The sequence below is a fragment of the Parabacteroides distasonis genome, assembly GCF_004793765.1.
Lineage (GTDB): Bacteria > Bacteroidota > Bacteroidia > Bacteroidales > Tannerellaceae > Parabacteroides > Parabacteroides distasonis_A.
Genome location: NZ_SRYM01000074.1, coordinates 1 through 14,195 on the forward strand (window position 1 = coordinate 1; position 14,195 = coordinate 14,195).

Sequence of the window (14,195 nt, forward strand, 5' to 3'; positions counted from 1 at the left end):
GTGGACCAAATTTATTTAATTTTTAACTAGCTCCCATTTTTATGGGACACTAGTGATCCGATATATTTTCCAAATGCCCACGGAAACGTAACCATGGACCGGCCATCGAGATATGATCCGTCGTACATTTACCTTCAGCCTTGATAAGAAGGGGCATATCCGTGAAATCCTCTCCATTCCAAGGAGCGAAAGGCTTTAATGCTTGTAGGCGGTTGGATTCCGGATCGATGTTCACCACTACGTTCTTACCCGTAGGTGCCAGATAGCCGTTATCCTTTACCTCGAAACCTTTCGGCGGAAAATCCGTGCCTTTCGGTTCTTTCAGTTTCACAACCTTACCATCCTCTGTCTTCAAGGTATCGGTCAAAGGATTGAAACATAGATCACCTGCGATGGTCAAGGCCAGTGTCAGTTCCGGAGAAGCGACAAAAGCATGTGTATTCGGATTACCGTCCGCACGTTTAGCGAAGTTACGATTGAATGAAGTAACGATCGAATTCTTACGGGTATTATCATCCGTATGACGTTTCCATTGTCCGATACAAGGACCACAAGCATTCGCCATAATGGTTGCGCCAATCCGTTCAAAATCACCGATAATACCATCTCTTTCTGCCGTATAACGGATTTGCTCGGAACCCGGGTTGATGATCAAGGGTGCCGCTACCGGTATTTTATCCTCATAAGCTTGGCGAGCAATAGATGCCGCACGGCTTAGATCTTGATAAGAAGAGTTGGTACAGGAACCGATTAATCCGACCTCCATCTTTCGGGGATAGCCATTCGCTTTTACTTTTGCGGCAAACTCCGAGATAGGCGTAGCTGCATCCGGCGTGAACGGACCGTTGATATGCGGCTCCAATTCGGAAAGGTTAATAACGATTACACGATCGTAAAACTTATCTGGCTCGGCACGAACGTCCATATCCGCTTCCAGATATTCACCGATAGCTTCGGCCCAGCTCGCTACCTCGTCACGTCCCGTGGCACGAAGATATTGAGCCATTGTATTATCGAATGGGAATAAGGAAGTAGTCGCTCCTACCTCGGCACCCATATTACAGATCGTAGCTTTTCCGGTCGCTGAGATTGAGGCGGTGCCCGGACCGAAATATTCGATGATAGCGTTCGTTCCACCTTTTACGGTTAAGATGCCCGCTAGCTTAAGAATCACGTCCTTCGGCGAGGCCCAACCATTCAAACTACCAGTTAACTTAACACCAATTAGTTTCGGCATCTTCAGTTCCCATTCCATTCCGGTCATGACATCCACGGCATCGGCTCCTCCTACTCCGATAGCGACCATTCCAAGTCCTCCGGCATTCGGGGTATGTGAATCAGTTCCTACCATCATACCGCCGGGAAACGCATAATTTTCCAATACCACTTGATGGATAATGCCTGCTCCGGGTTTCCAAAAACCGATTCCATATTTATCGGAGACCGATTTCAAGAAATCATAGACCTCGCTATTGCTTTTGGTAGCCGTATCGATATCCGTCTTGGCTCCCATATTCGCTTGGATCAAATGGTCGCAATGCACGGTAGCCGGTACTGCGGATTTTTCTTTTCCGGCGTTCATGAATTGTAAAAGCGCCATCTGAGCGGTGGCATCTTGCATAGCCACACGGTCGGGACGGAAATTCACATAATCCTCACCTCTTTTGAAAAGGCGAGTCGAGCTTTCATCGTATAGATGCGCATATAAGATTTTCTCGGCCAAGGTCATCGGGCGACCACCGATACGTTCGCGGGCTGTGTCCACTCTTCTGGGGAAATTCGCATAGAAATTTCTAAGCATGTCAATGTCGTACACCATATTCATATTCGTTTTTTATTGTAAGCCTTTTCGCAAATATATTTATCTATAACCAGCTAAAATGTAATAAATAAGACATCTGCCAATGAGTCTTTGTTTTTATTATCAACAAATATATAATATAATGAAATACAATTTGTTCGATAATTTCTATGAGGTTATAGAGGTTATTTATAATCTCCCGGATAACTTAGAAAAACGGGCTAATCGCACGTTTATTAATAAAACGTACCATTAGCCCGTTTTGTTCAAGCCTTGGAGCTGTTTTTTCTACTTATCGATACTTTCTTTCCATCTTTGGGCATAACTATGCAAAATAGATGCGATACCCTCTCCGATCCGGACATAATCTTCCCGTTTAAGGTTGGCTAAAGATGCGCGGATAGACCACTCGGGAGCATCAAAACCTCCTCCGTTCAGTAAAACCAAGGAAGTTTCCTGTGCCAGACGGAAAACGACATCCAGAGGTTCGTAATTCTTTTTTAGATATTCCACGAAATCATCCCCATAGAATTTCTTAGCCCAGACAAGCATATCGATCTCACTATAATATCCCGCACGCAAAGGGTCGTCTAATAAGGTGAATCCGGTGCTTTCCCACAATGTGTGTAAACGCTCGTGGATCATATCCTGCATCCTTTTCTTATAGGTATTTTCCGCATCTAATAGAGCGAAAGACGCAAACAGAGACATTTGTGTTTGCTGTGGCAAGGAAAGACCGGCCGTATGATTCAAGGCTACTTGACGGCTATCGGCTACCATACGATCAATAAAGCGGATATCCTCGGGATGTAAGGATAGACTGCTATATCGTTTTTTTAGAAGCTCCTGTTTATCTCTTGGCAATTCACGGATCATCCGGTCGTAAATATTATCTTGATGTAAAGCGATTACCGCCAATCTCCATCCGGTTGCTCCGAAATATTTGGAGAAAGAGTAGACACATAACGTATTCTTTGGTAATTCGGCCATCATCGAGCGAAAATGCGGAATAAATGTCGCATACACATCATCCGTAATAATCATGAGGTTGGGATTGTCGTTCCGTACGATCTCAACGATCCTATTCATCAATGCTTTTGTCAATCCGTATGAAGGCGGGTTGCTCGGGTTTGTTATGAAAGCGGCTTTCACGCTAGGATCTTTCAGGACATCTAAATCCTTTTCTTGATATTGCCACGTGTGATAGCCGTCTTTTGTCATCTTCAAGGCTTTTATCTCTATGACATTAAAAAGATAACGAGCCTGTTCCGGAATCTCTATATAAGGAGTGAATACCGGAGCGAAGAGAACGATCTTATCTCCTTTATTCAACAAGAAATTCTGCTGCAAGGAATCGAAGATATAACACATGGCGGCAGTTCCGCCCTCGGTAGCGAAAAGGTCGAATATTCCCTCAGGGGGCTGGTTATCACATAATTCTTGGTCTAAATAATCCCGCACGAGCATTTCTGTATATTTCAAGATACGATCGGGAACTGGATATTGATCACCAATGACACCTTCCGCCCATTCATATACAAGCTCATTCTCATCTACACCTTTTTCCGTGACCAGATATTTATAGGTACCCTTCAATAAAGTAGCGCCGGGAGATTGCGCATGTTTCTTTAGAAACTGTACGAAGCGAGATGCGATCCTTTTGCGGTTGGGAACCCCTGCGGCTCCGGCCATCTCATCTGCCAATTCGGTTTCCCGCAGGCATTCCTCCAAGGCGAACTGCCCTAATAGGAAGAATGCCTCCCGTGGAACCGTACTGATCCAGTTTGGATTTCCCCTTCCTGCGTTCAGCATGATGTGCGTACTTTTACGAGCGCTCTCATCCGCTAACTCTATCAAGATGTTCTTTAGCTCGAAAGGGCTAATCTCCGACATCTTTTTCTCATATTCTCTCGTGACATGTATTTTCTTCTTGTCCATACATTATATATATTACATGATTAGCACATTAGATACAATTAGAAATGATTATACCTACTGCAATAAAGGAAATACTTGTTCATAACCATTGGGACGAATTTAATTTTCAAATGATGCAGGATTCTTACATAGACAAGTTAAGACAATCCTACTCTAAGTTTGATTATCCTTTGAATGAAAGTATTATAAGCAAGATTGCTCTATTCTATAACATGAAATTAGAACTGAACCAATCTGATATTCTTTATTTTGATGTCAAGAAAATAAAGAAATACCGCCCGGAAGCTATGCAAAAAATGGCTTTGAAGTTAGGGGTCAATAAGGTTATCTATTTAGCAGACATTCATCCCGGCTATTTGATTGTGTGGTTAGATGAACAAGAACAAGTGTGGGCTGATTACGACAATCTTGTTTATTATTATGGCAGTGATATATTCAGTGGTATTCAAAATATTGTATCGGGCAATATTCTTGAAACTATAAAATCAGTATCTAACGACGAAAGATAGCATCTGACGATGCTCCTTTCTAACCAATAACGACACCCCAGATGATTAATAAAGTATTACCCACCGCATAGGTAACGGTATAGCCTAAGGCTGGAGTCTCACTTCCTACGGCATCTTCCACTGCTCCTAATGCGGCAGTTGTCGTACGTGAACCTGCCGTGCAACCTAAAGTGATAGCCGGGTGGAACTTAAAAACGTAACGTCCCATCAGAATACCGATGATAAGCGGGATAGATGTCGCTAAAGCACCGATAATAAATAAACTTATACCGACTTCCTTCAATCCGGTCACGAAACTGGGACCCGCCGTGATACCGACTACGGCGATAAACATATTCAGTCCCAAATTATTTAATATCCAGACGGAAGGCTCTGGAATACGCCCGAAGGTCGGATGCTTGGAACGAAGCCATCCAAAGACGAGTCCGGCTATCAAAGCGCCGCCACTCGTACTCAGGCTGATCGGGACACCTCCGAAATGAATCGCGAGCGAACCTAAAATTCCCCCTAAGAAAATACCGATACCCACGAAAATCAAATCGGTCTGATTGGTTGGGCGATCGGGATATCCTAAAGTCGTAGCCGCTTTATTTACCTCTGATTTCATACCCACCAATTCCAACATATCACCGGAATCTATCACCGTAGCGGCCAAGACCGGGATATTGATACCCGCACGCCTTATGGACTTGACGCTAACACCGTGCATGAACGATTGATTGCGTAAATAGCAGATCTTTTTCCCCACGTATTCCTTATGGATCACTAGTACGGGTAACGTCTCTGCCGGAAAATCGAGCAATTCAATGTCATTGACCTCGTCGCCAATCCAGTTCTCCTCTCCGATCACGAATTCCCGGCGACCGCTTAGGACAACCTCATTTCCGGTATGTAAAACCAAATCCGGTTTAACATCGGTTACTACATTATTAATACGGACACGCTCCACGAACAAATGCCGTCCTAATTGGTCCAGATATTCCTCCAACTGCTTTACGCTTTTACCCTCCTTGAACCATTCATTACTAATCTTATAGGCCCGGAAAGTTACCGGACGGGCGGCAGGCATAAAGCCCGGTTGCTCGCTCTCGTCGTTATTTCCCATTTTAGCCTCTAGCTCTTTACAGGCTTTTTTCACGTAGTCGAGTCCTCCTAAAAGACGTGGCCCGATATCACTCACCAACCATGCGGATCCTGCCGTACCGAAAATATAAGTTACCGCATAGGCCACGGGCATCACGTTGACCATAGCGCTTTTATCCGTATCGCTAATATTCATCTGTCCGATCGTATCTTCGGCAACTCCTAATACTGCCGACATCTTCTGGGAGCCCGCCAATAATCCTGCGGCCTCGCCTGCGTTATATCCCATAAGTTTCGCCAGTAAAAAAGGAGCGATCAAGCAAAACACACACATGACGGCGGCGAAAAGCATTTGAGGAAGACCTTCCTTTTTCAATCCCCGGAAGAACTGTGGCCCAACACTATATCCTACAGCGAAGAGGAACATCAAGAAAAAGACGGACTTTAACGGTCCTCTTATATCGATTTTTAATTGCCCGATCAATACACCGACCAATAATACGCTGGTAACCGTTCCCAGCGTGAACTTCTTTATCTTAAACTTGCCAATCCAGAAACCGAGAGCTAAGGTTATGAAAATAGCTAGCTCCGGATAATGTTGAAGTAAATTAGTTATCCATTCCATATCTATTTATTTGATGTTAAACAAAAAAGATGCTATTGAAACAGGGATTCTTTGAAAGATGTTGTTACTTTTCGGGATTATTTATATAAATTTGCGACCGCTTAGGTGATAGAGTTTGTCTACCGACAATTCTATAAAAGGGAATCCGGTTAGAATCCGGAACAGTGCCCGCTACTGTGAAGCTCTTGAAAAGGAAAGCGTTCTGCTATGCCACTGTCTTAAGAAAGATGGGAAGGTTGCTTTCTGAGCCAGTCAGGAAACCTGCCAAGCGAAGTAATGATTAATTCCTCCCGGGGTTAGGAGTAATTAAGAGGATAGAAATATCACCTATATCTAAAAGATGTTGGAGACGGAATAATACGTTGTCTCCGTGGGATTGATATGTAATCTAATTATTAATATATTCATATGATGAGGAAACACTTACTATCTTTCTTCCTGCTGGTCATCAGCCTAGTTTGTCGTGCGCACGATGGCGAGAATTTTGTAGCATCCGATTTATTCGCCTCTTTACAACCGGGCGATAAGGCCGCTTTATTGATGGTACATTTTGGAACAACCCATGATGATACCCGTGCCTTGACAATCGACGCGATCAATCAAAAAGCGAAAGAAGCTTTCAAAGATGTTGAGTTGCGTGAGGCATGGACTTCTCGCATTGTAATGCGCCGCTTAAAAGCTCGTGGCGTAGAGAAACTGAACCCGATCGAGGCCTTGGAAAAATTAAAGACTGATGGTTATACACATGTCTTGATCCAATCCACGAATATAATCGAAGGTATCGAGATGGAATCCTTACGTAAGGATGTTGCCACCATGAAATCTTCTTTCAAGGAGATTCGTATCGGTAATCCTTTATTGTATACACCGGAGGATTATGAGGCGGTAATCGTCGCTATCACAAAAAATGGGGCGAAAGAAGGCGCTACTTTATTGGTAGGCCATGGCACTTATACACCGGCGACGGCTCAATATGCCATGTTGGATTATATGTTGAAGGAGAAGGGATTCAAGGATTATTCCGTAGGAACCATCGAGGGCTATCCTTCTTTTGATACGATGGAAGCTCAAGTAAAAGCCAATGGTACGAAGAAAGTCCTGTTAATGCCATTTATGTTTGTTGCCGGAGACCATGCGAAAAACGATATCGCTGGTGATTGGAAAGAGGAATTGGAAAAGAAAGGCTACGAGGTAAGCGTATTTATGGAAGGTCTGGGACAGAATCCGGATATCCAGAAGATCTTCATCGAACATGCCCGTTTCATGGCTAAACATAAGATGATCGATATCGTTGATAAGAAGAAAGCTTATGCGGTAGAGAAGGACTAAAAAAGTTCACTACACAATGTTTTTTATTCCTTTCGGAAGAAAAAGTAATTCCTTCCGAAAGAAACTAAATTTTCATTCGAAGGAAAATGGAATTTCTTTCGAAAGGGATTTCACATGCATACAATAAACAGTTATAATGCTAAATATATGAAAAGAGTTTTGACAATCTTACCGTTGACAGCCTTATGTATCAGTACGATGCAGGCACAACACAAGAATGAGTACACGAATTTCGCCGATACGACATTCAATATTCAAGAAGTCGTAGCGACCGCCGCACGCAAGCCACGTCCACAAATCACGAAGTTGGACGTACCTATGAAATATCTTCCTATTTCAATTAATAGCATTACGGCGAGTAGTTTGGAGTTGCGAGGTATCCGTAATATCCAAGATGCGGTACGCTTTATGCCGGGCGTACGATTCCAGACATCTTATGGCGCATTTCAACAATTGTCGATCCGTGGTTTCGATCATTCTATCATGATGATAGACGGTATCCGCGATGAACGTTCGGCAATAAACAACTCTTATCCCGTACCCGATCTATCCTGTATCGAGTCTATTGAATTATTAAAGGGACCGGCTTCTGTACTTTACGGACATTCAGCCGTAGGTGGAACCTTGAATATCGTTCGTAAATCCCCGTCAGAGAAACAGAGCGTTAACGCCCGATTGGCCTACGGTAGTTACGAGAATAAAGAGGCGACGCTTGGCATGGGCGGTAAATTGGTCGGTCCGGTCAATTATTACGCCAATGTCAACTTTTCCGATCAAGAGGGCTGGCGTGATAATGGCAACCGTCGCTTTTCCGGTTATCTGGCATTGCAGGCTAAAATGACGGAACGTGACCTATTAGATGTTCGTGGAGGTTTTAACCGCGACTTCTATGGAACGGAGATCGGTCTTCCCGATTTAATGGCAAATGATGTATATAATGCGCAAACAGGACAGTTATATCTCCATAAAAATGATATGCTACCGGGACTTGACCGTGAGGCTCGCTACAATAACGAGTCTGACTTTATGAAGAATCACGCATGGAACGTATCGACGCAGTACACACATACTTTCGGGAACGGCGCAAAACTAACAGATCGCCTTTCTTACAATAACGACGATATCAACTATTTTGGGACGGAAGCCCTCGACTATCTCGAAAGTGATGATCCGATCTATGATCATTATTATATGAAAAACGGCCAGAAAAAATATATCTGTTTGGACAGTGTATATCTTTCTTTCCCGCTTCGCTTCTCCCATATAGCCAAGACGGTAGCCAATACGCTCGAGTTGAGCGGTAAATTCAAGACGGGTGAGATAAAGCATACGTATATGGGAGGTTACTCTTTTGTCGCCTTGAATCGTACCAGCTATTCGGGTTATAAATTAGGGGATGATGTTCAAGGTCCCGGTCTTTATTCGCATGTATCTGTCTATGATCCGCACAGTATGGGATATATGACCAGCAAATTCTCTAAAGCAACGGTTACGCATCATTATTCCAACAGTCTTTATCTTCAAGATATGGTTGAGTTCAACGAGCAATGGAAGGTATTAGCCGCTCTACGTTACGACTTTTTCCGTTATATGTCCGCCAGCGCTACAACTCCTACCGGACGACGTGAGTATGAGGAACATTCGGGCTTCAATAGAATAAAGAATAAGGCGTTGACTTATCGTTTCGGAGCGGTCTATCTGCCCCATCCGAATACATCCATTTATGCTTCTTTCGCTTCTTTCTTCAAACCGATCCGTACGTTCTATCAAGATAATGTCGTTTATGTAGGAGGTGATGGAAATCGTTTCGAGCCTGCTCGCAATGAGGAGGTATTTAAGCCGGAGAAAGGATACCAAGCCGAGGTGGGGCTTAAATATCAATTGAACAATATATTAAGCGCCAATGCCAGCTTGTTCTATATTCGGAAGATGAACAGTACGGCTACGTTGACCAACAACTATCAAGTGAAGGTAAACGGCGAGACTACCACGATGAGCGTAATCGGACAGGTGGGTGTACAAGATTCCAAGGGTTTTGATTTTGATGTCACTCTTTCTCCGGTAAGCACCTTAGCGCTGACGATCGGTTATGGATTGAACGACTCCAAGATCCGGGAGATGAAAGAAATAAAGGATCCGGAATTGATCGAGGCTATCTATGGCAATAACCCGGATGAGACAAAGCAACAATTGAATAGCCAAGAAGGAAACTGGCAGAGCAACGTACCGAACCAGACTTTCTACGCATACGGCAGTTATACCATCCCTCGGGGTGTCTTGAAGAATCTGGAATTTCACTTGAGTAGCAGTTATACCGGTAAAGTATACCGTAATACGTCAAACAACTCTTGGTTCGATCCGTATTGGGTAACCGATTTCGGTATGTCTTATTTGTTGAACAAGAATATTCACCTTACATTCAACTTGAATAACTTGTTTGACAACAATTATTATAACCAAGCGCTCGGACAACAGATGGTGCCAAGCATGCCTCGTAATTTCCAAGTGGCTGTCTCCTATACATTATAATATATAGAACATACGCTCATGAATCTATTGACAAAGATCATGCAATTTATACACAGGATACTGGGCACGGCGCTCAGTATCCTGTTCCTCGTTTGGTTCCTATCGGGATTGGTAATGATCTACCATACGTTCCCGCGAGCGGACCGGGCCGATAAACGGGCGAAGATGGATATTCTCTCTCCGGAGAATCTTCCTTCGTTAGACCAGATAGAGAAACGTTTACCGCAGAACGAGCGGATAAGCCATGTTACCTTGAACAGCTATTTGGGACAAACTGTTTTTCATCTCCAGACGGAGAAAGGGAGCTATGATATTCCTGCCGACTCGACGGAAAGATTACCCGTAATCGACTGGAATCGTATCCAACGTGTGGCATCACTATGGAATACCTCTTCCATAGCGAAGGTAGATTCCTTGTACACCTTGGACCAATGGATTCCATTCGGTCGTTTAAAAGAGGAATTTCCGATCTATAAATTCCATTTCGCCGATCCGGAACGACATGAATTATACATATCCTCTAAATCCGGGGAGGTTTTGCAATATACGGATAAAAACAGTCGTTTCTGGGCTTGGCTCGGGGCGATCCCTCATTGGGTTTATTTCACTTCCTTGCGGCAAGACGCTGAATTATGGATAAAGGTAGTTGTCTGGTTATCCGGAATCGGGTGCGTTATGTGTATCGCTGGGATCTATTTAGGAATACGGGATTTCCGGTTAGCGAGGAGACGTCATTTGATTTCCCCTTATAAGAAGTTCTGGTATAAATGGCATCATATTCTTGGGGTGTTATTCGGTTTATTTGTCCTCACCTTCTGCTTTAGTGGTATGATGTCTTTGGCTCGTGTACAAGATTGGGGGTTGAAAGCCAAGCTCGATATAAACCCGGTTCAAGAACTGCGGAAGATGGCTCCTTCCCCACTTGATTATCCGTTGGATTACAGGGCGGTCGTACAAGCCTATCCCGGCCAGATCCGTCAATTGGAATGGAGTAGTTTTGGTGATATACCCTTTTACATCGTACAAACAGACACGAAGGATATTGTCGTGAACGCAAATAAGAGTGACGGGATATCTTTATTGAACCTGCGACCGGAAGAAATCCGTTCCGTATTGTCTCAGATACATGGTATCGGGACCACGGCTGATATCAAATTGTTGGATGCTTATGATACGTATTATATCTCACGAAAAAGGAATTTAGAACTCCCGGTCTGGAAAGTATCCATTCAAGACGTGGATAATAGTTGTTATTACATTAATCCCCGTAATGGACAATACCGTTATGTAAATACCCCGTCTCGTTGGAACCATTGGATGTATCCGGCATTGCATAGCTTGAATCTGAAATTCTTGGTAGATCATCCGGCCTTATGGAATATCGTGATGTGGGGAACCATGTTGGGAGGCACGTTCGTTTCCTTATCCGGTGTATGGCTTGCCATCAAATACCTCCAAAGGAAGAGACGAGGAACATCGTTTCTGACCCCACGCAAAGGTGAAAAAGACGAGAAACATCGTTTCTGACCCCACGCGAGGGTGAAAAAGACAAGAAATATCGTTTCTAACCCCACGCGAGGGTGAAAGAGACAAGAAATATCGTTTCTAACCCCACGCGAGGGTGAAAGAGACAAGAAACGGTATATCTTTGCGCATTCGAAAATGAAACAATCTAGAAACAACCAGACAATGAACAAAGGTAAGATTATAGTCGCCGGAATCGGCCCCGGTAGCGAGGCCGATATAACGCCTGCGGTTTTGGCCGCTATCCAAAGCTCGGATGTCATCATAGGATATAAATATTATTTCCGTTTTATCACCCACTTGCTTCGTGAGGGAACGGAATGTATAGATACAGGTATGAAACGTGAGCAAGCTCGTGCCGAGCAAGCTTTCGCTTATGCCAACGAGGGAAAGACGGTTTGCGTGATCAGTTCCGGTGACGCCGGCATTTATGGCATGACTCCTCTGATTTATGAGATGAAGAAAGAATCCGGAAGCGAGATCGAGATCGAGTCGTATCCGGGCATCAGCGCTTTCCAGAAAGCTGCGTCCTTGCTTGGCGCTCCTATCGGACATGATTTCTGTGTGATTTCCCTCTCAGACTTGATGACTCCTTGGGAACTGATCGAGAAACGGATTCACGCGGCGGCCATGGCCGATTTTGTTACGGCGATCTATAATCCGAAAAGCGAGGGACGTTATTGGCAACTCTATCGCTTAAAAGAATTGTTCCTGCAAGAACGCAAGCCGGAGACTCCGGTCGGTTATGTACGTCAGGCCGGACGGGAGGAGCAAGAAGTATTCGTCACTACGCTTGCGGATCTGGACCCCGAGCAGATCGATATGTTCACGGTAGTCTTGATCGGAAACTCACAAACATATCTTTCCGGGAATCATATGATCACTCCCCGGGGATATTATGGCGAGATCAAACAAAAGAAAACGGATACGGGTATCGGACAGGACATCATGATCCGTAGTTTCCGTACGATCGAGAAGGAATTGAAAAACCAAGAGATCCCGTTGGATAAGAAATGGGCGTTACTCCATGCCATTCATACGACAGCCGATTTCGATATGGAAAACATCCTTTATACCGACCCGGATGCTGTCTCTACATTATATAATAAGATCAGCGGCGGGGAAGTTCGTACGATCATCACCGATGTCACGATGGCTGCTTCCGGCATTCGTAAGGGAGCTTTGCAGCGTCTGGGTGTCGAAGTAAAATGTTACCTTCAAGACGAGCGGGTCGCTGAGATGGCTTCGAGCAAAGGAATTACCCGTACCCAAGCCGGTATTCGCCGGGCCGTGGAAGAGCATCCGACCGCCCTGTTTGTCTTCGGGAACGCTCCGACCGCCCTTATGGAATTATGCGATTTAATACGTAAAGGTAAAGCCACTCCAGCTGGCATTATCGCGGCTCCGGTAGGTTTCGTACATGTGCAGGAATCCAAACATATGGTGAAACCTTTTATCGGTATACCGAAACTAATCGTGGAAGGTCGTAAAGGAGGTAGTAATTTAGCGGCTACGCTAGTGAATGCCATCCTTTGTTTTAATGACGCAGAACAACTAAAGCCGGGAAGAGACGTATGAACCGATTTTATGTCATAGGGCTGGATGATAATATGCGGCAATACTTTCCGCCGGAGGTATTGGAGATAATCTCGTCCCACCGGGTGTTCTCCGGAGGCGTGCGGCATCATGAGATCGTACGTTCGCTCTTGCCCGAGAAAGCGGACTGGATCGATATAAAAGTCCCGTTGGACGAGGTCTTCGATCGCTATCGTTCGTACGACGGTCGGGAAAGCATCGTTGTATTCGCTTCCGGAGACCCTTTGTTTTTCGGATTCGCCGTTACGATTCAAAACCGATTGCCGGATGCGCAAATCCGCCTGTACCCGTCATTTAATTCCTTGCAACTCTTGGCACAAAATCTATTGATGCCTTACCACGATATGCGGATCGTCTCCCTTACCGGACGGCCTTGGCACGAGTTCGATCGTGCCTTGATCGAAAGTGCGTCTAAGATAGGCGTGCTCACGGATCGGGAACATACGCCTACGACTATCGCTCGCCGGATGCTGGAATACGGCTATGATAATTATACCATGTTCGTGGGAGAACGGTTAGGAAATACCGAACGGCAGAGCATCTGCCAATTCAGTATACAAGCCGCGGCAATGAATAATTTCGTTCATCCGAATTGCTTGATTCTCCGGAAAGAGCGTGACGGGCATTCCCGTAAGTTCGGCCTGCCGGATTCCGCTTTCGAGCATTTGAACGGACGGGAGAAGATGATAACCAAAATGCCGATCCGTTTGTTATCTTTAAGCATGCTGGATCTGAGAAACCGGGAACGTTTTTGGGATATCGGCTTTTGCACGGGTTCTGTCTCGATAGAGGCTAAATTGCTGTTCCCGCATTTGCATATCACGAGTTTTGAGATCCGGGAAGAGGGACGAAAGTTAATGACTGAGAATTGTCGTCGTTTTGGGACTCCGGGTATCGAGGCTATAATCGGAGATTTCTTATCGGTGGATTTATCAGCGCTGGAGGCTCCGGATGCCGTCTTTATCGGAGGACACGGAGGAAAACTAGTCGAGATCCTTTTACGGGTTTCTCAGAAGATGAAAGCGAATGGCATCATTGTGTTCAACTCCGTATCCGAGGAAAGTAAAGCGCTTTTCGAAGAGGCGGTTCGTCAAGCCGGCCTACGGATATCCGCTCAAACCCGTATTACGATTGACGATTTTAATACAATTACCGTGAATGTTGTAGAGACGGGGCACGCCCCGTCTCTACAATATATAATATTATTTATTAAGTAGTTATTCATAATTATTTCACCTATGTCGAAATTACATTATCTTTG

At 44.7% G+C, this 14,195-nt stretch carries 8 protein-coding genes, 1 pseudogene and 1 riboswitch; of the genes and pseudogenes, 6 read left to right on the forward strand and 3 right to left on the reverse strand.

Translation table 11 applies throughout. From position 1 onward, the window contains the following. Positions 1 to 52: 52 nt before the first annotated feature. Positions 53 to 1,819: pseudogene (locus E5342_RS17570) on the reverse strand (aconitate hydratase); the annotation flags it as partial. A gap of 270 nt (positions 1,820 to 2,089) precedes the next feature. Then, positions 2,090 to 3,739, reverse strand: a complete 1,650-nt coding sequence (locus E5342_RS17575) for a bifunctional aspartate transaminase/aspartate 4-decarboxylase (RefSeq protein ID WP_135959948.1) — start codon at positions 3,737 to 3,739, stop codon at positions 2,090 to 2,092. Between the two features lie 44 nt (positions 3,740 to 3,783). Here E5342_RS17575 and E5342_RS17580 point away from each other — a divergent pair, with 44 nt between their 5' ends. Beyond that, positions 3,784 to 4,248 (forward strand): hypothetical protein, encoded by a 465-nt coding sequence (locus E5342_RS17580; RefSeq protein WP_135959949.1) that lies wholly within the window; start codon positions 3,784 to 3,786, stop codon positions 4,246 to 4,248. A gap of 19 nt (positions 4,249 to 4,267) precedes the next feature. On the opposite strand, the gene aspT is transcribed toward E5342_RS17580, so the two are convergent. Continuing rightward, positions 4,268 to 5,956, reverse strand: a complete 1,689-nt coding sequence (aspT, locus tag E5342_RS17585) for an aspartate-alanine antiporter (RefSeq protein WP_135959950.1) — start codon at positions 5,954 to 5,956, stop codon at positions 4,268 to 4,270. An 85-nt stretch (positions 5,957 to 6,041) separates the two neighbouring features. After that, positions 6,042 to 6,239: riboswitch (cobalamin riboswitch) on the forward strand. A 128-nt stretch (positions 6,240 to 6,367) separates the two neighbouring features. Here aspT and E5342_RS17590 point away from each other — a divergent pair. From E5342_RS17590 to cbiE, 5 genes are all read left to right on the forward strand, one after another. Continuing rightward, positions 6,368 to 7,285 (forward strand): sirohydrochlorin cobaltochelatase, encoded by a 918-nt coding sequence (locus E5342_RS17590; RefSeq protein WP_135959953.1) that lies wholly within the window; start codon positions 6,368 to 6,370, stop codon positions 7,283 to 7,285. Between the two features lie 147 nt (positions 7,286 to 7,432). After that, positions 7,433 to 9,814 carry a TonB-dependent receptor gene (locus E5342_RS17595; protein ID WP_121737345.1) on the forward strand — a complete coding sequence of 794 codons (2,382 nt, stop codon included), beginning with the start codon at positions 7,433 to 7,435 and terminating at the stop codon, positions 9,812 to 9,814. Between the two features lie 18 nt (positions 9,815 to 9,832). Next, entirely contained in the window at positions 9,833 to 11,341 is a 1,509-nt protein-coding gene (locus tag E5342_RS17600) for a PepSY domain-containing protein (protein ID WP_121737344.1), read from the forward strand. 162 nt (positions 11,342 to 11,503) lie between these two features. Further along, positions 11,504 to 12,916, forward strand: coding sequence for a precorrin-3B C(17)-methyltransferase (gene cobJ, locus E5342_RS17605; protein ID WP_135959951.1), 1,413 nt, complete (start codon positions 11,504 to 11,506; stop codon positions 12,914 to 12,916). Beyond that, positions 12,913 to 14,151: a precorrin-6y C5,15-methyltransferase (decarboxylating) subunit CbiE gene (gene cbiE, locus E5342_RS17610; RefSeq protein ID WP_135959952.1), complete on the forward strand. Its 1,239-nt coding sequence runs from the start codon at positions 12,913 to 12,915 to the stop codon at positions 14,149 to 14,151. Before cobJ ends, cbiE begins: the two co-directional genes overlap by 4 nt. Positions 14,152 to 14,195 lie beyond the last annotated feature (44 nt).